Annotated in this window: 19 protein-coding genes and 1 tRNA gene; 3 read left to right on the top strand and 17 right to left on the bottom strand. The window is 53.2% G+C overall.

The features are described from left to right. Positions 1 to 10: 10 nt before the first annotated feature. From CXIVA_RS05770 to CXIVA_RS05735, 8 genes are all read right to left on the bottom strand, one after another. A complete protein-coding gene (locus tag CXIVA_RS05770; RefSeq protein ID WP_013977057.1) occupies positions 11 to 748 on the bottom strand; it encodes a thiamine pyrophosphate-dependent enzyme in 738 nt (245 codons plus the stop codon). Positions 749 to 765: 17 nt separating this feature from the next. Further along, positions 766 to 1845, bottom strand: coding sequence for a 3-methyl-2-oxobutanoate dehydrogenase subunit VorB (gene vorB, locus CXIVA_RS05765; protein ID WP_013977056.1), 1080 nt, complete (start codon positions 1843 to 1845; stop codon positions 766 to 768). 14 nt (positions 1846 to 1859) lie between these two features. Continuing rightward, positions 1860 to 2072 (bottom strand): ferredoxin family protein, encoded by a 213-nt coding sequence (locus tag CXIVA_RS05760; protein WP_013977055.1) that lies wholly within the window; start codon positions 2070 to 2072, stop codon positions 1860 to 1862. A 76-nt stretch (positions 2073 to 2148) separates the two neighbouring features. Then, positions 2149 to 2907, bottom strand: coding sequence for a hypothetical protein (locus tag CXIVA_RS05755; RefSeq protein WP_013977054.1), 759 nt, complete (start codon positions 2905 to 2907; stop codon positions 2149 to 2151). A gap of 266 nt (positions 2908 to 3173) precedes the next feature. Next, positions 3174 to 4589 carry an MATE family efflux transporter gene (locus CXIVA_RS05750; RefSeq protein ID WP_013977053.1) on the bottom strand — a complete coding sequence of 472 codons (1416 nt, stop codon included), beginning with the start codon at positions 4587 to 4589 and terminating at the stop codon, positions 3174 to 3176. A 148-nt stretch (positions 4590 to 4737) separates the two neighbouring features. Continuing rightward, entirely contained in the window at positions 4738 to 6189 is a 1452-nt protein-coding gene (locus CXIVA_RS05745; protein WP_013977052.1) for an FAD-dependent oxidoreductase, read from the bottom strand. Between the two features lie 68 nt (positions 6190 to 6257). Then, on the bottom strand, positions 6258 to 6806 hold the full coding sequence (locus tag CXIVA_RS05740; protein ID WP_013977051.1) for a DJ-1/PfpI family protein: 549 nt from the start codon (positions 6804 to 6806) through the stop codon (positions 6258 to 6260). 173 nt (positions 6807 to 6979) lie between these two features. Next, positions 6980 to 7052 (bottom strand) — tRNA-Lys (locus CXIVA_RS05735). A 200-nt stretch (positions 7053 to 7252) separates the two neighbouring features. Between CXIVA_RS05735 and CXIVA_RS05730 the strand changes: the two genes are divergently transcribed. Further along, positions 7253 to 7744: a flavodoxin gene (locus CXIVA_RS05730; protein ID WP_013977050.1), complete on the top strand. Its 492-nt coding sequence runs from the start codon at positions 7253 to 7255 to the stop codon at positions 7742 to 7744. Positions 7745 to 7917: 173 nt separating this feature from the next. Here CXIVA_RS05730 and pta read toward each other — a convergent pair whose 3' ends face one another. From pta to CXIVA_RS13365, 7 genes are all read right to left on the bottom strand, one after another. Next, a complete protein-coding gene (gene pta, locus CXIVA_RS05725) occupies positions 7918 to 8901 on the bottom strand; it encodes a phosphate acetyltransferase (protein ID WP_013977049.1) in 984 nt (327 codons plus the stop codon). Between the two features lie 213 nt (positions 8902 to 9114). Next, positions 9115 to 9798 (bottom strand): Crp/Fnr family transcriptional regulator, encoded by a 684-nt coding sequence (locus CXIVA_RS13370; protein ID WP_013977048.1) that lies wholly within the window; start codon positions 9796 to 9798, stop codon positions 9115 to 9117. A 207-nt stretch (positions 9799 to 10005) separates the two neighbouring features. Continuing rightward, the gene (locus CXIVA_RS05710; protein ID WP_013977047.1) at positions 10006 to 11280 is read right to left on the bottom strand and encodes a PLP-dependent transferase; all 1275 of its coding nucleotides are present in this window, start codon (positions 11278 to 11280) and stop codon (positions 10006 to 10008) included. Between the two features lie 116 nt (positions 11281 to 11396). Beyond that, positions 11397 to 12005: a SprT family zinc-dependent metalloprotease gene (locus tag CXIVA_RS05705; protein ID WP_013977046.1), complete on the bottom strand. Its 609-nt coding sequence runs from the start codon at positions 12003 to 12005 to the stop codon at positions 11397 to 11399. Positions 12006 to 12490: 485 nt separating this feature from the next. Beyond that, positions 12491 to 14854: a ferrous iron transport protein B gene (gene feoB / locus CXIVA_RS05700; protein ID WP_013977045.1), complete on the bottom strand. Its 2364-nt coding sequence runs from the start codon at positions 14852 to 14854 to the stop codon at positions 12491 to 12493. A 102-nt stretch (positions 14855 to 14956) separates the two neighbouring features. After that, positions 14957 to 15868, bottom strand: a complete 912-nt coding sequence (locus CXIVA_RS05695) for a 2-dehydropantoate 2-reductase (protein ID WP_013977044.1) — start codon at positions 15866 to 15868, stop codon at positions 14957 to 14959. Positions 15869 to 16042: 174 nt separating this feature from the next. Beyond that, positions 16043 to 16741 carry a restriction endonuclease gene (locus CXIVA_RS13365; RefSeq protein ID WP_013977043.1) on the bottom strand — a complete coding sequence of 233 codons (699 nt, stop codon included), beginning with the start codon at positions 16739 to 16741 and terminating at the stop codon, positions 16043 to 16045. Between the two features lie 283 nt (positions 16742 to 17024). Between CXIVA_RS13365 and CXIVA_RS05680 the strand changes: the two genes are divergently transcribed. Together CXIVA_RS05680 and CXIVA_RS05675 are read left to right on the top strand one after the other, a co-directional pair. Beyond that, a complete protein-coding gene (locus tag CXIVA_RS05680) occupies positions 17025 to 17207 on the top strand; it encodes a DUF6472 family protein (protein ID WP_013977042.1) in 183 nt (60 codons plus the stop codon). A gap of 139 nt (positions 17208 to 17346) precedes the next feature. Next, the gene (locus CXIVA_RS05675) at positions 17347 to 18162 is read left to right on the top strand and encodes a hypothetical protein (RefSeq protein ID WP_013977041.1); all 816 of its coding nucleotides are present in this window, start codon (positions 17347 to 17349) and stop codon (positions 18160 to 18162) included. Here the strand turns inward: CXIVA_RS05675 and CXIVA_RS05670 are convergent, their stop codons facing one another. Both CXIVA_RS05670 and CXIVA_RS05665 read right to left on the bottom strand, forming a co-directional pair. Further along, a complete protein-coding gene (locus CXIVA_RS05670; RefSeq protein ID WP_013977040.1) occupies positions 18163 to 19068 on the bottom strand; it encodes a patatin family protein in 906 nt (301 codons plus the stop codon). It lies immediately after the preceding gene. A gap of 105 nt (positions 19069 to 19173) precedes the next feature. Beyond that, positions 19174 to 20601: a DHA2 family efflux MFS transporter permease subunit gene (locus CXIVA_RS05665; RefSeq protein WP_013977039.1), complete on the bottom strand. Its 1428-nt coding sequence runs from the start codon at positions 20599 to 20601 to the stop codon at positions 19174 to 19176. Positions 20602 to 20605 lie beyond the last annotated feature (4 nt).

Here is a 20605-nt window from a genome sequence, read left to right as displayed (position 1 = left end):
CATCTCCCTCCTATCTGTCTCTGATTACACCCAGCGGGTATTCCGGAAGCATCTTTTCCTCGATGAACTTCAGGGAATCCATCGCATCCAGTCCCCAGTTGGTCGGGCAGCTGGTAACGATCTCTACCATGGAAAATCCCTTGCCGTCGATCTGGTTCTGCACGGCCTTTTTGATGGCTTTCTTGGTTTTCATCACATTCTGCGGTGTGTTGCAGCTGACGCGTTCCAGATAAGCCGGGGCAGTCAGCTGATCCAGGATCTCACACATGTGCATCGGATAGCCGTGTTCCTCCGCGATACGTCCCTTCGGGGCAGTGGATGCCTTCATGCCCAGAAGCGTCGTAGGAGCCATCTGGCCGCCGGTCATACCGTAAATTCCGTTGTTGATAAAGATAACGGTAATATTTTCTCCCCGGTTAGCTGCAGAAACAGATTCTGCCAGACCAATGGACGCAAAGTCACCGTCGCCCTGATAGGTCACATAGATGGAATCCGGGTTGGTGCGCTTTAATCCGGTGGCAACTGCGCATGCGCGTCCATGGGGCGCGGTAATGGTATCATATGCAATATAATCCATATGGAGACCGCAGCATCCGATTCCGGTGATCAGTGTGGTTTTATCCACGATATCCAGCTCTTCCATTACTTCACCGAACAGCTTGATTACTGTGCTGTGCATACAGCCTGGACAGAAGCCGGATACTTTGTCTTCCTGGATTGTTTTGGTTCTAGAATAAAGTAATTCCATTGTCGTATCCTCCTATTTTATTTCGCAAGCAGTTTGTTGACAGCATCCAGGATCGCTTCACGGCTCATGATATTGCCGCCGGAGCACAGGCAGGTTTCAATCGGGCAGCGATCTTTTACGCCCATCTCCACATCCTGTACAAACTGCGCCGGGATAGACATCTCCACATCCAGCACGGCCTTGCACTTGCTGTAATCAATGGCATCATACGCCTGATACGGGAAGGGGCTGACGGTGATGGCACGGATCAGGCCCACTTTCTTGCCTTCTCTGCGGCAGATGTCCACAGCAGATTTTGCGATACGGGCGGAAATGCCGTAGGAAGTGATTACTACTTCCGCGTCTTCCACCTGATAGGATTCGTACTGTACATCCTTTTCCCAGGAATCATATACTGCAGCGGCATCTTCGTTCCATGCCTGCATCTTCAGGGTATCCCACTGTCCCGGCTGAATCCAGGATCTGTTGGCATAGTCTAATTTGTGGCCGACACAGGCCCAGGACTTTTTGTTTTCCTTGATTGCGGCGATTTCCTCGTCAGATTTCATCTCCGGCAGCACAACCGGTTCCATCATGGTTCCGATGACACCGTCTGCCAGGATCAGTACCGGGTTGCGGTCTCTGTCCGCGTAATCAAAGGCGCGGTATGTCATATCCACTGCTTCCTGTACGGTAGAAGGAGCAAATACCATCATACGGAATCCGCCGTTGCCGGATGCCTTGGTTGCCTGGAAATAATCCTGCTGCGCCGGCTGAATTGCGCCTACCCCCGGGCCCCCGCGGGATACGTTTGCATACACCATCGGGATACGGGCTGCTGCCGCATAGGAAATTCCCTCGCTCTTTAACGCAATTCCCGGGCTGGAGGAGGAAGTCATACTTCTGGTTCCGCCTGCTGCCGCGCCATATACCATGTTTACAGAGGCTACTTCTGATTCACCCTGTACAAACTGGCCGCCCACTTCCGGAAGTCTTCTGGAAAAATATTCCGGGATCTCATTCTGCGGTGTGATCGGATATCCGGCAAAAAATCTGCAGCCGGCTCTTACAGCTGCTTCAGCAATTGCTTCACAGCCTTTCATCAATACTCTTGCCATCTCTCTTTTACCTCCTAATTCTTATATATCTCAATCGCACCGTCCGGACAGATCCGTCCGCAGACACAGCAGGCGATGCAGTCATCCATACGTGCCGGCGTTACATATTCATAACCTTTCGAGTTTACCTCTGTACCGATTTCCAGTACATTCTTCGGACAGAACTTCACGCAGTAGCCACAGCTCTTGCAGCGCTCTGCCACAACCTTGATCGTTCCTTTACCCATTTGATTGTTCCTCCTCTCAAACAGTCGTTGCATGTATCATTCAAACACCGGGTGTGTTTAAATCAGTAGGATCCGATTACCCGCGGCCCGGAACCGGCGGCCCGTCCTTGGGAATCGCTGCGGAAAAATCCTCCTCCGGCAGATCCGTATTCAGCCACTCATAAGTGAGATACAGGTGAATCGGAAAGACCGGTACAGGCTGGGAGTCCCTGACTTCTCCGTAGATTTTTTCATGTACACAGGCAAAATCCACCGCGATATACGGAGACACGATTGTCTCCATCTTCCGGCAGCCTTCGATGAATTCCCGGGCGGTAGTGGTGTGCCCGTTATTCGGATTGTTGATCATATGGATCTGCCCCAGCTGAATATGGGATACTCCGAGAATCTTGCCCAGGGTCTCGTCGATATGGTCGATATCTCCGGACCATGGTCGGTAGGAATTCAGCACATAATACACCAGGGTCTGCTCACGGTTTACGCCCGGCGCGTAACCGCCGATGGAACGTGCCCCGATATAGTCGCCGCCCACATCAAACACCGCGTAGGAAGTCTCATCCTTCAGCATGCGGGTGACACCGCCTACTACAGTCGGCGCATCCATAAACTGCACTTCATAATGAAAATCCACACCTGCCGCTTCCAGTTCCTCCTTCACGTCCCTGGAGCGGAACAGCGGTTTTGTCATATCCATATCGAAGAAATGAACCGGCTTCTCGCCCAGCTCTGCCAGCCAGATGGCAAAGTTCACGGCGATTTCACTCTTGCCGCTTCCTGCTTCCCCGACGAAGACAAAATTTACATGATCACCGATCAGATCTTTTATCTGCTGCATCTTTCGCTTCGTCCTCCTCTATATGAAAGCTTTCCTGTTTCCGAAAATAATCTTACTACATTTTCTCTCCAAAGTCTATATTAAATATATTATATCTTGCAAGATTTTTCCGTGAATGGAAAAGCCGATGTCTGGGGGGAGCATCGGCTTTACGAAAAAGATGTATGAAAATGTTGCCAAAAAGAGCGAACGCCTCTTTGACAGATGTTATTATAACATATCTTTCCTTTTCATTTGTTAATATTTTGTGTATTTTTCAGGTACTTTCATCCTTCCCCGCGTTTCCTGCCTTTTCCGGATTCCTGCAGATCCCCGGTACCCATCACGCGGAATTCATGCCGTACCAGAAGCAGGCTGGCCGCAGCCGCAATCAGGTCCGCCACCGGCCCGGTATACATCAGTCCCTCCACGCCGAAAAACCGGGGCAGGATCAGAATCAGCGGAATCAGGAAAAAGGTCTGCCGGCAGAGGGCCAGGACCGTTCCCTTCCAGGGCATGGCAATGGCGGAAAAGAAATTGGAGGTAATCAGCTGAATGCCGTTGACCAGAACCATACACAGGAAAATCCGCATAAAGCGAACCGCAAACTGGAAATACAGGGGGCTGCCGGTTCCGAAAATCGACAGAATCTGGCGCGGAAACACTTCAAAGGCCGCAAAGGCCGCCACGGAAATCACAAAACTGGTGCGGATCGCCATGCGGTACACCGTCTTTACCCGCCCGTATTTTTCAGCGCCGTAATTAAAACTGTAAATCGGCTGTCCTCCCTGGGCGATTCCCACAAAAAAGCCCATGACAATGGAGTTTACCTTCATGACGATGCCAAAAGCCGTCAGCGGAATCTCCGCGCCATAGACGGACAGGGCGCCATAATACGTCAGTGAATTGTTCATGACTATCTGCACCAGAGTAATGGCCAGCTGCGTGAAACAGTTGCTCAGTCCCAGGGACAGATTCCGTCCGTTCAGCTTCAGGTCCGGACGGAACGCGCCGCGGCCCAGGTGCACCTGCTTCATATGGAAGAAATAAGGAATACTGATGACCAGCCCTAAAAACTGGGAAATCACCGTGGCTTTCGCTGCGCCGTCCACGCCCATGCCAAAACCGAACATAAAGATCGGATCCAGTGCGATATTGGTCAGACAGCCCACCAGGGTGCAGATCATGGAAAACCGGGGCGACCCGTCCGCGCGGATCAGGGTGCTCAGCACATTTCCCAGAATCAGCGCCGGAAAGCCGACTGCCGTAATCCTGACATAAGTGACCGAATACGGCAGGACCGAAGGGGTCGCTCCAAATGCCTTCAGCAGCGGAAGCAGCCACAGCTCCGCTGCCGCAAAAACTCCCAGGCCGCAGAGCAGAGCAATCAGTACCGCGTTTCCTACTGTGCGCTCCGCGATTTCCGGATGCTTTCGCCCCAGCTCCAGTCCGTAACGCGCCGAATAGCCGATGCCGATCAGCAGCGACAGTGCCATACAGATGGTAGTCAGCGGAAATGCCACGTTTGTGGCGGCATTTCCAAGCATCCCCACCTTCCATCCGATGAAAATCTGATCCACCAGATTATAGAGGTTGATCACCGTCATAGAGATGATGCTGGGTATGGCAAACTGCCGCAGCAGCTGCCGCGGCTCCGCATATCCCAACGGGTTTTCCCGGTTTTGTGTTCCTGTCTGCTCCACGCTGTCTCTCTCCCCCTGTTTCTGTTTTCTGCTGCCCGGTTTTCACTGTTTTCCTGTTTTCTGTTTCCCTGACTCCGGTTTCTTTCGCTTCTGTTTTCGGCCGTTCCGAAACCGGCAGCCCTTGCCCGACGCATCCTTGCGACAGCCTTTACCCGCGGCTGCCCCGCAGCTCCCTGGCTGCATGCTCGCCGGCGATCCTTCCGGAATTGACCGCAAAAGAAAATCCATGTCCGCTCAGATTGACATTGTAGATATCCGCGTCTGCACCGCCGAAATCCACCCCTGCCACCCGCAGCCCCGGCAATACATTTCCGGAGGGATCCAGCGCCCGGAATTCCTCATCCACACGGATCCCCCCGTGTGTATTCAGCAGGTCGACCCCGGCGCGAATGGCATAAAACGGCGGTTCCGTCAGCGGCATCAGATAGCGTCTGTCTTTTGCGAAGATTTTGTCCCGTCCCTGCAGACAGCAGGTATTATACTCCTCGATTTCACGCCGCAGATTTCCGCTGCCGCAGCCGATCCACTGTTCCAGCGCTTCCACAGAATCTGCCCGCCGCATGACACCGGCCTGAATGGCTTCTTCTATGGTGTCCGGCAGTTTCTCCTCTGCCCCCTCCGGAATATGGATATATTCGATAATGTCCATTCCATCCGCAAGGGTCCGCTCCATGATCCTTTTATCAAACAGCACCCACAGCTCACTGCCCGGCTGTTCCAAACACGCATGGGCAGACTGGGGAAAATTATACACGATACTCTCATCCGCGAAACGCCTGCCCTGCCGATTCACCCAGACATTCCAGGCTTTTCCCATAAGAATCTTCAGTCCGCCGAATCCGTGTATACTCGGTGCCGCGATCTCCATGGTAAAATGGCCCTCCACGTCGGCTCCCGCCGCTCTGGCCATCCGAATACCGTCACCCTGATGCAGCATCCCGGCGGTGGCCGTCAGATGCTTTCTGTCAATCTCCGGCAGGAATTCATGGATCAGTTCTTTATTTCCCGCAAATCCTCCGGTACCGATAATCACCTGCCGGGCATGAATCGTCAGTTCTCTGCCCTCCGCATCCGTGCAGACTGCCCCGGTGACGGCGCCATTTTCATCTTTCAGCAGCTTCCTGCCTCTGGTCCGGGTCAGGATCTTTACTCCATGCTCCCGGCAGCGCTGTTCCAGCGCACGGGTCACCTGTCTGCCTGTCGTCTCCGAAACATGGTCTCCCAGTGCCACGTGGAATACTTCCGGCGACTGGTTCGGCATATGGTGCACGACCCGGTTGAAGGGTACCCCCATATCCATCAGCCACTGAATGGTATCCCCCGTCCGTTCAATCAGACGCCGGACAATCCGTCCGTTAATCTTCCAGTGAGAATAGGCCATGCATTCAGAAAAAATTCTGTCCGGATCCGCGAAGATCAGCTGTCTGCGCTGCAGGACACTGTCTACCGCAAACATTCCCCTGGGAAACACTCCGTTTCCACCGGTAAACGCATTTGCCTCCACAAGCATCGTGGAAACGCCCGCTTCCGAAGCAGCGGCTGCTGCCGCCAGTCCGGAAGCCCCGCCGCCAATTACCAGTAATTCTGTCGTGTCATTCATTCCTTTACCTGCCTTCACTTGTCGGTGCTTTTTCTTTGAATCCTTTTCCAGTATATTTTCTGCATTTCCTAGCCGTGAATGCTCAGCACCTCCGCTTTCACCGCCTCTGCTGCCGCATCCCCTGCCACATAGCGGATCACGGCGATGGCAAATACGCCTGCCCGGGACGGGCCTTTGCCGGTAATCACATTTCCGGACACTGCTACGCTCTGATCCAGCCAGTTTACACCCGCATCCACGACTTCCATGCCCGGATACACCACTGCGTCCTTTCCCTTCAGGATTCCAAGCTCCGCGAAAATCGACGGGGACGCGCAGATGGCTGCCACCAGCTTCTTTTCTTTCCAGAAGTTTACAATAGCATCGCACACCGACGGATTCTCCCGCAAATGCACATAACCGCTTCCGCCCGGCAGAATCAGCGCGTCGTATTCCTCCGGATCCGCATCCGTCCACATCCCGTCCGTCTGGAAAGTGATTCCATGTGCTCCGGTAACCATCCGCCGCTCCATAACGGACAGCATATCAATGGCCAGATTGGCCCGGCGGCAGTAATCCACAACGGTCAGGCATTCGATTTCTTCTACATTGTCTGCGCATAAAACAGCTAATTTCATACGATTCCTCCTGTATTCGTACTTTTTAACAGTATTTCGGTGTCTCCGGATTTCAAAACAGCAGAATGTTTTCCTCTTCTGCTGTCTGTCGAAAAATATTATAGCATTATCCGCGCAAATAAAAAACACCGCCCTCGATGTCACCACGCATCGAAAACAGTGCTTTTTTTAAATACACCCTCAGGGGCTCGAACCCTGGACAAATAGATTAAGAGTCTACTGCTCTACCAACTGAGCTAAGGGTGCTTATTTATGATCTTCTGCTGCTCTTCAGCAACGATGATATTATATCTCAGCAATCTGTAAAAATCAATACTAAAATTTAATTTTTTTGCTATAATCAGAAAGAAACGAGCAGAACAAAACGAATCGGAAACCCTTTTTCAGAATTCCGATTCCTCATTCGATGCAGAAAGCGCCAAAGGCGCCGGAAGGGAGTACCTGTTATGGAAGAAAAGAAAAACACCTATGCCGTACGCTATTACACCCGCGGCGGCCACACCCGAATGCTGGCTGAGGCGATTGCTGATGAACTGGGCTGTGAAGCCTTCTCCACCTCCCAGCGGCTGAGCGGATATATCGATATCCTGTTTCTGGGCGGCGCGGTTTATGCCAATCATCTGGATCCGAATATCACCGGGTTTATTGACCACTTTGACCGCAGCAAAGTAGGGAAAATCATCCTCTTCGGCGATGCCGCCGTGACCAATCCGTGCAAAAAAATGCGTGCCCGGCTGGCCGGACGAGGCATTCCGGCAGAAACCGATGAATTCTGCTGCCACGGTTCCTTCAAGCTGCTCTACCGCAGCCATCCGGATGCCGATGACATCCGGAACGCCCGGGAATTTGCCCGCCGCTGGCGGCAGATGGATCCGGCGGCGCCGCAGCCGGTTGACGCCGGCAGCAAATACGCCAATATCCGTCACTGGGCCGAGTAAACGAACGGTCGCCGGCACCGGACAGACGCAGATCCCGGCATCTTCCGGATTCCTGCGCGGCTCCACGGGTGGTGCCATCTCACCGAAAAAATCGCCAGTTCCGCAGCAGGCCGGAACTGGCGATTTTCTGATAAAAACCCTCTGTGGTTTCTTTTTCGCTGGAATTGGAATCCTTATGCCAGAGCTGCAGTAATGATAGCCATGGAATATACTTCCAGTGCATTGCAGCCGCGGGACAGATCGTTGATCGGCGCATTCAGGCCAAGCAGGATCGGGCCGTAAGCATCGAAGTTCCCAAGACGCTGTGCAATCTTATAGCCGATATTACCTGCATTGATATCCGGGAAAATAAAGGTATTGGCATAACCTGCCACCTTGGAATCCGGTGCTTTGGTTGCTGCCACACGCGGGGATACCGCTGCGTCAAACTGCATCTCGCCATCAATGACAAGATCCGGATATTTCTCTTTTGCTTTGGCGCAGGCATTACGCATCTTGTCTACATCTTCGCCTGCTCCGGAACCGAAGGTGGAATAGCTTAAGAATGCCACTTTCGGGTCTACGCCGAAAATCTTGGCGCAGTTCGCGCACTCACCGGCGATCTCTGCCAACTCATCTTCGTTCGGCTTGATATTAATGGCGCAGTCGCCCATTGCCAGTACTTCGTTATCACCGGTAGCGCCTTCACGTACCATGATGAATACAGAAGATACAATCTTGTTGCCCGGTTTGGTCTTGATCAGCTGCAGAGCCGGACGTACGGTATCAGCGGTGGAATAGGTAGCTCCGCCAAGCAGAGAATCTGCTTCGCCCATCTTAACCAGCATCGTACCGAAGTAGTTCGCTGCTTTCAGGGTCTCTCTTGCCTGCTCAGGAGTTACGCCTTTGCTTTTGCGCAGTTCGCAGAACTGGGCAACCATTTCGTCCATTTTCTCATAATTCTCAGGATCAATGATCTCCGCGCCGCGGATGTTAAATCCTGCTTCTTCTGCTGCCGCACTGATCTCATCTGGTTTGCCTACCAGTACCGGATGCAGGAAAGTACCTGCCAGCAGACGGGAAGCAGCCTCCAGGATACGGGGATCTGTTCCTTCTGTGAATACGATCTTTTTCGGATCTTTTTTCAGCTTGTCAATCAGCATACCGAAACCATACATAATTTTTTTACCTCTCTTTAATCTTTTCTACTAAAACACCATTCTTATTCTATCATCACCCCCGCATTTTTCAAGTCCTTTCCGCGGGCGTTCCGGCAAACATTTCCGCAGGATGCCCACAGAGATTTCCGCAGGCGCTGTCGCAGGATCCCTTCCGTATACTTCGCAGGTATCCGCAGTGGCCTCGCAAGGTATCTGCCGGATTTTTTCTCCTTATATCTCATAATGCAGGGTAAAATGCTTTCCGTCCACTTCCAGCAGGCCTTCCTCCTGCATACGGCTCAGTTCCCTGGACAGCGCGCTTCGGTTCACACACAGATAAGAAGCCATCTGCTCCCGATTAAAGGGAATCTCAAAACTTAAGGCATGGTGTTTTTTTGCCTGATAATAAAGATAGGTCTGAATCCTGGTCCGGAGTTTACCGGAGGATAACACGTCCAGCTTTTCGTGCTGGCGGCTGTAATCATGGGACAGCACGGTCATAACGTGGTTGAGAATCATCAGCTGGGTCTCCGGGTTCACTGTACTGAGTTCGCGAAAATAGCTGACCGGGATTTCATAAAGTACCAGATCTGTCTGTGCGCAGAAATAGTAGTAACTTTTGTAATGAATCTGGCTCAGGGCTTCTACGCCCAGAATCTCCTTTGCGTGAAGCACATACAGCTGTGTGCTGCTGCCGTCGGAAAATGCCCGTTCCACGCTGACCTCTCCGGACAGGATCACCGCCAGGCAGCTGATATTCTCCCCTTCCCGGATGACGGCTTCTCCACGCCTGTAGTAGGCGGTTTTTCCGATTTTATCTTCTACCAGCTCCCTGGCCTGATCCATGGATACCATATGCATCAGCCGTGAATTGTGGAGACGCACAATCACTTCCTCGGATCCCATTCTGTCCATATTCTTCACTTCCTGTCCCTAACTGATCCTCTGATCCTGTCCCTGTCTGAGCGACTGGTTCTGTCACTGGCTGAGCGCTGCCTTTAATGCCTGACTGAACGACTGCTTCCATCCTCCGGCTGCGTGTCAGCCTCTGATCCATGGCTGCGTATCAGCCTCTATGCATGACGAAGCGGCCGCTGCTCATCCATGAGGGAACGCCGGCCTCTATACATAGCTGAGCGCCTGCTCCAGATCCGCGATAATATCCTGCACATTTTCGATTCCTACGGACAGGCGGATCAGATCCGGAGTCACTCCGCCGGCAGCCAGCTCCTCATCACTCAGCTGACGATGTGTGGAATTCGCCGGGTGCAGAATACAGGTATGCGCATCTGCCACGTGTGTCGCAATCATCGCCACTTTCAAATGCTTCATAAACTCTTCCGCGGCAGCCCGTCCCCCTTTGACTCCAAAGGAGATGACGCCGCAGGAGCCATTGGGCAGATATTTCTGCGCGCGCTGATAATAGCGGTTTCCCGGCAGTCCCGGATAATTCACCCAGGCAATCTTTTCCTGCTGTTCCAGATATTCCGCGATTGCCTGTGCATTCGCGCAGTGCCGCGGCATACGGACTGCCAGAGACTCCAGGCCGAGATTCAGCAGATATGCGTTCATCGGCGCCTGCACAGCCCCCAGATCCCGCATCAGCTGTGCGGTTGCCTTGGTAATATAAGCGCCTGCATTGCCGAATTTCTCCGCGTATACAATTCCGTGATAGGATTCATCCGGTGTGGTCAGACCCGGAAAACGCTCCTTGTGGGCCATCCAGTCAAAATTGCCGGAATCCACGATACAGCCCCCCACGGAAGCGTCATGGCCGTCCATGTACTTGGTAGTGGAATGCACGACGATATCCGCGCCCCATTCAAACGGGCGGCAGTTGATCGGCGTCGCGAAGGTATTGTCCATAATCAGCGGTACGCCATGGGCATGCGCCGCTTTTGCAAACCGCTCAATATCAAAAACAATCAGCGCCGGATTGGCGATCGTCTCTCCGAAGACACACTTGGTGTTCGGCTGAAAGGCCGCCTCCAGCTCCTCATCGCTGCAGTCCGGATCCACAAAGGTAAATGAGATGCCCATCCGGCGCATTGTCACATGGAACAGATTATAGGTGCCGCCGTAAATCGTCGAAGATGCGATCACATGGTCTCCTGCTCCCGCCAGATTAAAAACAGAAAAAAAGGATGCCGCCTGTCCGGATCCCGTCAGCATCGCTGCCGTTCCTCCTTCCAGAGCCGCAATCTTGGCTGCTACCATATCTGTGGTGGGATTCTGCAGCCTGCTGTAAAAATAGCCGGACTCCTCCAGGTCAAACAGTCTGCCCATATCCTCGCTGGTATCATATTTAAATGTTGTACTCTGAATAATCGGAATCATGCGCGGCTCGCCGTTTTTCGGCTCATAGCCTGCTTGAATGCACTTAGTTTCTCGTTCCATGAATCTTCCTCCCTTGCGGTGTCTTTTGCTTTTGTACTGATGATAGCGCAAGGGATTTCATGCATCAACCCACCATTTTCCTATGTTTTCTTTTATACTTCCTTTCCGCTGACCCGTCAGGACCAGACCAGATCCATCAGTTCGGCGCCATGTTCTTTCAGCCAGTCCCGCTGAATCCGGTAATCCGGCAGAACTTTCTCCACTTCCGTCCAGAACGCCGCGGAGTGGTTCGGCTCGATCCGGTGACAGAGTTCATGTACTACCACATAAGTCAGCACTTCCGGCGGCGCCAGCATCAGCAGACAGTTAAAATTCAGATTGCCCTTGCTGCTGCAGCTTCCCCACCTGGTTTTCTGGCAGCGGATGGTCACTCTGCCATAGGTAACGCCCATCCGGGCCGCATACCGCTTCACACAGGCAGGAATTACCACTGCTGCCAGGCTGTTTAACTGGCGCAGCCGTTCGCCCGATAGCTTCTGTACCGGATGTTCCCTGCGCGCCTGTACTTTTTCCATATGTTTGCGGATCCACTGCTGCCGGCTGGCCACGAAAGCGCTGATTTCTTCGGCAGGCATGCGCTCCGGGACCCGCACCAGCACCTCGCCCTGACGGCTGATTTCAATAGCGGCTGTCTTTCTTTTGCTGCGGATCACCGACAGCGTTTTTTCTCCGCAGCCGGGAATGGGCAGTGTTTCCCGCTGCGGACGATGGTCATATGTTTTCATAAAATATCCTGTTTCTCAGAGCTGATCATCCAGTTTACCGGAGAGTATTTCACCGGATGCCGGATGCAGATAAATCTCGTACTTTGTAAATTTTATCACAAAATGTGGGGATCTGCCGGGATAAAATCTTCCCCAGGCAGCAATTTTACGCATAAAAATAAGGGCTATCTGACTTTCTCGTCATCAGACAGCCCCTTTAAGAAATATCCCGAAGTTTCACTTTATAACCTCTCTTTCTTCTGTTTGTTTTGTTAAATTGTCAATGGACCATACCTCCTGTGTCTTTATGTAATCAAAAGAACATTTCGTCTGCTCTTTTGTTATGGTTATAATAACGCATAATTCTATTTTTGTCAATATATTTTCTGATAATTTACATTTTAAATTTTATTTATCAGCCTTCTTTGCGTAAAAATACCGCCGGCTTCCGAAGTCCACCTTCAGAAACCGACGGCAGCAGAAACTGACAGAAGTCCGCTGCCCGGTCAGGTCAGCAGCATTCCTATCATATGCACAATCCAGGCAATGATCCATGCAATCACACATTGGCCGACTACCATACCCACGGCCCACTTCATTCCCAGTTCCCGCTTCACTGAGGCAATAGCCGCTACGCAGGGTGTGTACAGCAGGGAAAATACCAGCAGACACAGTGCGGCCAGCGGGGTAATCGCTGCAAGCAGCGCCTGCGTGGAACCAAAGAGTACGCCAATGGTGGATACCACGCTTTCCTTGGCCAGAAATCCGGAAATCAGCGAGGTGGTAATCCGCCAGTCCCCAAATCCCAGCGGATGGAAAACCGGCGTAATCCATCCCGCAATAATCGCCAGAATGGAATCCTGGGAATTGGTTACCATATGGAAAGACGGGCTCAGATTCTGTAAGAACCAGATCACGATGGTCGCCACAAAAATAATAGTGAAGGCCCGCTGCAGGAAATCCTTTGCCTTGTCCCACAGAAGCCGTGCCACATTTTTGGCGCCCGGCAGGCGGTAGTTCGGCAGTTCCATGACAAAGGGAACCGCTTCTCCCTTAAATACTGTATTCTTGGACACCAGTGCCACCACAATGCCTACCACAATGCCCAGAACATACAGGGAAATCATTACCAGTCCGCCGTATTTCGGGAAAAAAGCGGCAGTAAAAAATCCATAAATCGGCAGTTTCGCGGAACAGCTCATAAACGGGGTCAGCATGATTGTCATCTTGCGGTCACGCTCCGACGGCAGTGTGCGGCTGGCCATAACACTGGGCACGCTGCAGCCGAAACCGATCAGCATCGGTACGATACTTCTGCCGGACAACCCGATCTTTCGAAGCAGTTTGTCCATCACAAAGGCTACACGGGCCATATAACCGCTGTCTTCCAGAATCGACAGGAAAAAGAACAGGGTCACGATGATCGGTATAAAGCTCAGCACACTGCCCACACCGGCAAACACGCCGTCAATCACCAGAGAATGTATGGCGTCACTGATATGCAGCGCGGTCATCCCCTGATCCGCCAGATCGGTCAGGATCTGGATGCCCTGCTCCAGCAGGGACTGCAAAAATGCGCCGATCACATTAAATGTGAGGTAGAAAATCACCAGCATGATGACAATAAACGCAGGAATTGCCGTAAATTTTCCGGTCAGTATCCGATCCAGCTTACGACTGCGGGAATGTTCCCGGCTTTCCCGCGGTTTTACCACGGTCTGCTTCACCAGCTTTTCAATGAAGGTAAAACGCATATCCGCTATGGCCGCTGCCCGGTCCAGCCCCCGTTCTTCCTCCATCTGACAGATGATGTGTTCCACGGTCTCCTGCTCATTCTGACTCAGTTTCAGGGCCTCCATCACATGGGGATCTCCCTCTGCCAGCTTAGTGGCCGCAAACCGGAGAGGAATCCCGGCTGCTTCCGCATGATCCTGAATCAGATGCATGATGCTGTGCAGGCAGCGGTGCACCGCGCCGCCATGGTCATCTTCCCCGCAGAAATCCTGCCGTCCCGGCTCTTCCTGGTATTTCGCCACATGCAGCGCATGGTGGATCAGCTCATCCACGCCCTCATTTTTTGAAGCTGAAATCGGGATCACCGGGATGCCCAGCATTGCTTCCATCTCATTGATCCGGACAGATCCGCCGTTGCCCCGCACTTCATCCATCATATTCAGCGCCAGCACCATAGGGATGCCCAGTTCCAGCAGCTGCATGGTCAGATACAGGTTGCGTTCGATGTTTGTGGCATCCACGATGTTGATGATCCCTGTCGGATGCTCATCGATAATATACTGGCGGGTTACGATCTCTTCCGCGCTGTAAGGGGACATGGAATAGATCCCCGGCAGATCCGTGATTTCTGTGTTGCTGTGTCCCTTGATAACGCCGGATTTGCGGTCAACGGTTACGCCCGGAAAATTGCCCACATGCTGATTGGCACCTGTCAGCTGGTTAAACAATGTGGTTTTTCCGCAGTTCTGATTGCCTGCCAGGGCGAAGGTCAGCACCTGACCGTCCGGCAGGGGATGTTCTCCCGCCTTCACGTGATACCGGCCTTCCTCGCCCAGTCCGGGGTGTTCCAGTCTTCTTCCGGCGACTTGTGCCGGTTCTCCGGACTGTCTGTCCTGTTTTTTCTCTTTTCTTCCAATGGGGCCAACTTCGATCTGCTCTGCGTCTTCCAAACGAAGGGTCAGCTCGTATCCGTGCAGGCGCAGCTCCATCGGGTCGCCCATCGGCGCGTATTTTACCAGTGTGATTTCCGCTCCCGGGATGATTCCCATGTCAAGGAAATGCTGGCGCAGCGCCCCCTGGCCGCCCACCTGCTTCACAATCGCGGTATCTCCGATTTCCAGTTCGCGTAAATTCATGAACGAATATAATCTCCTTTTTTCATACTTCGCATAATCATTGCTATACTATCACAAACAGGAAGCTTATATCACAAAATTTTTGTTTTATCCTCTGTTCTTTCAAAAATAATCAAACATTCCGTCATTCTTCTCTTCCAGGGCTTTGATCATATGGTACACGGCTGACGCATAAGGTGCCTGCAGTCCCTGTTCTTCCGATTTTTTTATCAATACCCCAAGAAACATGTCCACTTCTGTGTGACGCTTCGCGTCCAGATCCTGCAAGGTGGAAAACCGGGCGCCCGGTTTCTGGGGCGGCACCTGCATCGACGTGTAGCGGATCCCGTAGGAATCTGCCAGATTTCTCACCTCTGTCATCAGCGCGTCTCTTAAGAAAGCCACATGCTCACTGTCCAGATACGCCTGATAGCCGACCCCCAGCACTGCCTGGGGCAGATTGTGGGAGACATTCCACTCATATTTGCTCCAGATCTCCGCCACGGTGTCCTCCGGCACATAATAATGCAGCGGTGTCCGGTCAAACAGCGCTTCCACCGCCCGGACCCGCTCCGTATGTTCGCCGTTTTTTTCACCAAACCCAACACCGATGGTGCGTTCCGGGTCATACACCACTGCGTTTCCCTGCCGCACGGAAGAAATCTTCATGACCGCGTAAAGCAGATGGGACGCTCCGATCACTGACGCGATCCGCTCTTCACTGTCAATCCCGTTTAACAGGCTGATGACTGTTGTATGCTCCTCCACCATGGTCTGAATCTGCGGAAGCACCGCATCCAGCGCGCTGTGCTTGACCGCGGTCAGCAGCAGGTCGCATCCCCGGGCTTCTTCCGGCGTCTTCACCCGCAGGCTGCGCCGGTGTCCGTTGATCATAAGTCCCTTCTCTTTCAGCCGCTTTGCCCGGCTGCCTTCCGCAACCACGCAGAAATCTTCCCCTAAGACATCTGCCAGGCAATCAATAAAATAGGCGCCTACTGCCCCTGCACCGATCAGTGCCACTGTTTTCATCTCCATCTGTATTCTGCCTCTCTTCCGTCTGTTTCCGCTGCGCCGTCTCTTCCGCCGGTTTTTTTCCGACTCCTCGGGAGCTCCCTGTGTTTACCGCTGGCGGTGTTTCCGCATCCAACCGGAGTGCCTGACTCCTTGGGAACCCTGTTTTTATGCTGTTTCTGTCAAATTGATCCTGTTTTACCGCGGCACTTCCACCTGATTGTATTTTAACACCCGAATCCGCAGAAAGGTCAGCAACGCAGCCGTCAGCAGCAGCAAGGCTGCCCGGCGCCGGTCCCCGGCCCACAGCTGCCCGGTTCCGCCCGGATCCGCCAGCCACAGAATATACCCTGCCAGAAACAAAATCGCCATCCGCAGAAGCGCCGCTCGGTTTCCGCCAAATGTCAGCAGAAGTCCCGCTGCCGGAAGCAACAGGGTAACCAGCAGTGCCGCCCGGCCGCTTCGGCTGTACCAGTCCGCGCCCAGCGCATAGGCGCCCCAGATCATAAGAAGGATCCCCATGATCCGCAGCAGATGAAAAAGAAGCCCTTCCACACGCATCTCCTGATGATCCCACAAAAGCACTTCCGTCCGTTCCGCCAGTTCCCGGGCCGCCGGCGTGAATTCCGAATTGGTCATCACCGCTGCCGCATCGCAGTCATAAAAGGCCGCTCCCGTATAAGCTTCCTGCACCGCTTTGTTGCCTACCGGACCCATGTAATATTTACACTGAATCCCATATTGTTTTCCGCGGCGCCGGGCCAGAATATCGATTCCCTGATCGCCGCTTCCGCTTGTCAGCCGCACCTGGTGAAATCCATGGCGCTTCAGATACTGTGCGCAGTACTGCTCATATTTCATTCCGGCTGCCATTCTGTCTCTGTCTTTTCGGCTCATTCTGCTCTCCTGCCGTATCTTTTCCTTTTATCTGCTTCCCTGCGCTCTTCCGCTGTTTCTGCCGGCGGCACTCCGGCCTCTGTTTCTGCGGCTGCGCCCCGGCCGCTTTCTCTGCCGGCCGCCTGCAGTTTTTTCGCGCTGTCATCATACTACAGACCACGGAATTTGTAAATTTGCTGTTCCGCACGTATAATGACCGTACAGCAGTACCCGCAAAATGCTGTTTTTGCAAAATGTTATTTTTACAGAAGGAAACCCGTCAGACTTTCCCGGAGGTGTGCCAATGAGCAGTCGAACCAGCTGTGATACCTGTGCGTATCTGGTTTATGATGAAGAATATGAAGATTATCTGTGTGATATCAATATGGACGAAGACGATGCCATGCGTCTCATGACGGACAGTCATTTTTCCTGTCCGTACTACCGCAGCGGCGATGAATATGCCGTCGTACGAAAACAAATGTAATTTCCCCTGCTCCCTTGACAATACTACGCATAAGTAGTACTATGCTCTTGAAAGCATTGCTACTTATGCGTAGTATTTATGTGCTGGCAGAAGGAATCCTCTACTCTGTCTTCCATTTTGCCGGAACAGGAGGTTAATTATGAAAGATTACGATAAAACAATCCCCGAAAACCGCACGGAAACTACCGCCCTGACTCCGATCGAAATCGTCAACGGACTGTTCAGTCTTCTGGACGACCGGGGACATGTGGTTTCCCTCAATGACCAGGGTCAGATTCCGCCTGCCGCACTGCCTTCCGATGACCTGATTCCCCTGAAGGAATGGGCCATCCGAAACGGCATCGCTCCGGCCACCGCCCGGCAGAAGGCCGGCCGCGGCGCGTTAAAAACCGCCCGGAAAGTCGGCAGGGACTGGATGATCAGCCGTTATGAGCCGAATATCGACCACCGCTCCAAAGACGGCCTCCTGGCCATCGACGGCCCCATTCATATCGACGCGGTGCTGAATTACCTTCTGCAGCTAAATTCCGATACCCTCCCGGACAAATGGATCTCCGGCAATATGCATCAGGCTTACTGCCGCGGCATTTTCATTGCCTTCCGCCAGAATCTCAGCGGCAATCCCCAGATTCTGTTTGACCTGATCTGCGAAGCTATGGAAAACCGTCCCCAGGACAAAGTCTACTACATTTCCCACGAGGAATTTCTGGCAAATATGATCGACCGGGCATTTACGGATACGGATCCTGACCGGATCAACTTCAGCGATTATCTCCAGGCCCTGACCAATGTGGCCGCCGATCTGCTGGGACACTCCCTTGTGCTGAATACCCATCACAGCAGCCAGACGATTCTGCTGCCCTGGTATCAGTCCCTGACCTGGAAACACACCCGCAGCGACGGAATCTATTTCGTGCCCTCGGATTTCTTTAAACTGATCTTCTACGGACTTTGATTATACTTCGGACCCGGTTTCTGCTGCAGATTTGGATTCCGCTGCGGGGCCGCTTCCCTCCGGCGTCAGAAACTTCTTCACCTGATGCAGATAGTGCCATCCGGTTTTCCGTCCGATCTTGTATACTTTCTTCATGACCTCGGTATCATGCTCGATTTTTCCGATCTTCAGCTCCCGGGGCGGACAGATCACCAGGGTATTTCCCCTTGCCTCCTGCTCTCTGACATACTGCAGCTGGCGGTTGTATGCCCAGGTTCGGTATTTCATATCCCGGGCAATCTGCGGATACCGGCGCAGCGCTGCCTGGATCAGGAAATCCATTTTGCCGTCTGTTTTCCGGTAGGATTTCGGCTGAGTCAGGATCACCACATTGCGGTCATAACCGATCCGCTGAAAATAGGACAGCGGGATCGAGTCCGATATTCCGCCGTCCAAAAGCACATAGCCGTCTACATGTACCGGTCTGGAAAAAATCGGCATAGACGCGGAGGCGCGGATCCACTCCAGATCCGCGTATCCGCCGTCGGTGCATTTATGATACACCGGCGCGCCGGTGGACACTTCTGTGCATACACAGTAAAATTCCATGGGATTTTTCTTCAGAGTCTCCACATCCCAGTAATCCAGACGGTTCGGCATAATATGATAGCAGAATTCCGCGCCATACAGATCACCGGTCTTCAGCCAGGAACGAATGCTGCAAAACCGTTTCTCATGGGCAAACCGCACATTATACCGGATGACGCGCCGAGGCTGTCTGGTAGGATAATTGCAGCCGAAGGCGGCCCCGGCAGACACGCCGATCGCGCCGTCAAATTCCACGCCCTGCTCCATCCACACATCAATCACGCCTGCGGTAAACAGCCCGCGCATCGCTCCGCCTTCCATTACCAGTCCTGTCTTCATATTCTTCACCATCCTGTTCTTTTTCTGTCAGCATACCGCAGGAACGCCGTCTTGTCCAATCAGCCCCGGATTTTTGAAAACTGGTGAAAAACTGAAACGCTCTCTCTACTGAACGCCTGCCTCTTTTTCTTTGCGGCCCATGGAAATCAGAGAAACGATGACAAACAGCACCGTGGCTGCCAGCAATACCTGAAACCCGGTATGGGCGCCATTCTGCGTCCCCCGGACTAAATCATGGGGCAGACGCAGCTGGGCCGCGGATACAATGGTCGTGATTATGGAAGTCCCGACGGCTGCGGATACCTGCTGCAGCGCGTTGTATACGGCATTTCCGTCTGCCTGCAGTTCCCTGGGCAGCGCCTCCAGTCCGTGGGTCATGGTATTTCCCACCGCCATGGCCTGTCCGAAGGCAAAAAACAGATAGAATACCTGCATCTTCGTCACCGACAGCGATCCGGACGCCGTATACAGAAGCAGACCGATGACAGCAGCCGCGCTCCCGGTCAGAATCGGTCCCGCGGCGCCGATCCTGTCGTAAATCCGGCCGCTGAACGGGGTCAGCACTGCCCCAAGCACCGCGCCGGGCACCAGAATCACACCGGCCTGCAGCGAATTACTGCCCAGGACCAGCTGCGCGTAATTCGGCATCAGATATCCCAAACCAAGCGCCAGGAAAAACATCAGAAAAATCCCTGCCGCACTGGCGGAATAGCAGCGATTGCGGAACACCCGCAGGTTCAGCAGCGGCTGCTCCCTATGATGCCCCAGCACAGCAAAAATGACAAAAGCCGCAGCAGCCGCTCCCAGCAGTCCAAGGCTCTGCACACTGATCCATCCGTGGATACCCGCCTGGTTAATTCCCAGAAGCAGGCAGACAAAGCAAAGACTCAGCAGCACAAATCCCCCCTTATCCAGCCTTGCCGGCTCCGGCGCGGAAGCCTGGCGAATCGAGGTCAGTCCCAGCACAAGCGCCAGAACAAGGACCGGGATCAGGAAAAGGAAAATATATCTCCAGCCGGCGGCATGCACCACCCAGCCGCCAAACGGCGGACCCACTGCCGGCGCTACCGCTGTAATCATGGTGGCAATGCCCATCATAAAGCCCATTTTTTCCACCGGCGCCTGTTCCAGCACAATATTATACATCAGCGGCAGGGCAATTCCCGTCCCCAGCCCCTGGATCAGCCGGGCCAGAAGCAGAATGGCAAATGAGGACGCGGCCGCGCCCATCACCGTACCGAAAAGGAACAGAAGCACCGCCGTCAGGAACAGCTGACGCATGCGGAACCGTTTTTTCAGAAATGCCGACGCCGGGATCACAATGGAAATCACCAGCAGATAGCCGGTCGTAATCCACTGTGTGGCAGCCGTTCCGATTCCGAATTCCCGCATCAGCGTCGGAAAGGCCACATTCATAGAAGTCTCCACCACCACACCGGTAAACGACAGCAGCCCTGCCGCGATCACCGACAGAATCAGCTTCAGATCCATGACTCTGCTGAAACTTTTCTGCTCACAAATACTCTGGTTCATCCTG

The organism is Clostridium sp. SY8519 (assembly GCF_000270305.1).
Classification (GTDB): Bacteria; Bacillota; Clostridia; order Lachnospirales; family Lachnospiraceae; genus SY8519.
Note: the sequence above shows the minus strand (reverse complement) of the source record. Positions and strands in the feature narration are given on the sequence as shown.

Bases quoted from the DNA above. Each gene is read 5' to 3' on its own strand.
- pta (WP_013977049.1), bottom strand. From the start codon at position 8,901: ATGTATGGTTTCGGTATGCTGATTGACAAGCTGAAAAAAGATCCGAAA.
- CXIVA_RS13365 (WP_013977043.1), bottom strand. From the start codon at position 16,741: ATGAGCCGAAAAGACAGAGACAGAATGGCAGCCGGAATGAAATATGAG.
- CXIVA_RS05710 (WP_013977047.1), bottom strand. From the start codon at position 11,280: ATGGAACGAGAAACTAAGTGCATTCAAGCAGGCTATGAGCCGAAAAAC.
- CXIVA_RS05745 (WP_013977052.1), bottom strand. From the start codon at position 6,189: ATGAATGACACGACAGAATTACTGGTAATTGGCGGCGGGGCTTCCGGA.
- CXIVA_RS05740 (WP_013977051.1), bottom strand. From the start codon at position 6,806: ATGAAATTAGCTGTTTTATGCGCAGACAATGTAGAAGAAATCGAATGC.
- vorB (WP_013977056.1), bottom strand. From the start codon at position 1,845: ATGGCAAGAGTATTGATGAAAGGCTGTGAAGCAATTGCTGAAGCAGCT.
- CXIVA_RS13370 (WP_013977048.1), bottom strand. From the start codon at position 9,798: ATGGACAGAATGGGATCCGAGGAAGTGATTGTGCGTCTCCACAATTCA.
- CXIVA_RS05680 (WP_013977042.1), top strand. From the start codon at position 17,025: ATGAGCAGTCGAACCAGCTGTGATACCTGTGCGTATCTGGTTTATGAT.
- feoB (WP_013977045.1), bottom strand. From the start codon at position 14,854: ATGAATTTACGCGAACTGGAAATCGGAGATACCGCGATTGTGAAGCAG.
- CXIVA_RS05730 (WP_013977050.1), top strand. From the start codon at position 7,253: ATGGAAGAAAAGAAAAACACCTATGCCGTACGCTATTACACCCGCGGC.
- CXIVA_RS05755 (WP_013977054.1), bottom strand. From the start codon at position 2,907: ATGCAGCAGATAAAAGATCTGATCGGTGATCATGTAAATTTTGTCTTC.
- CXIVA_RS05760 (WP_013977055.1), bottom strand. From the start codon at position 2,072: ATGGGTAAAGGAACGATCAAGGTTGTGGCAGAGCGCTGCAAGAGCTGT.
- CXIVA_RS05705 (WP_013977046.1), bottom strand. From the start codon at position 12,005: ATGAAAACATATGACCATCGTCCGCAGCGGGAAACACTGCCCATTCCC.
- CXIVA_RS05675 (WP_013977041.1), top strand. From the start codon at position 17,347: ATGAAAGATTACGATAAAACAATCCCCGAAAACCGCACGGAAACTACC.
- CXIVA_RS05770 (WP_013977057.1), bottom strand. From the start codon at position 748: ATGGAATTACTTTATTCTAGAACCAAAACAATCCAGGAAGACAAAGTA.
- CXIVA_RS05670 (WP_013977040.1), bottom strand. From the start codon at position 19,068: ATGAAGACAGGACTGGTAATGGAAGGCGGAGCGATGCGCGGGCTGTTT.
- CXIVA_RS05695 (WP_013977044.1), bottom strand. From the start codon at position 15,868: ATGGAGATGAAAACAGTGGCACTGATCGGTGCAGGGGCAGTAGGCGCC.
- CXIVA_RS05665 (WP_013977039.1), bottom strand. From the start codon at position 20,601: ATGAACCAGAGTATTTGTGAGCAGAAAAGTTTCAGCAGAGTCATGGAT.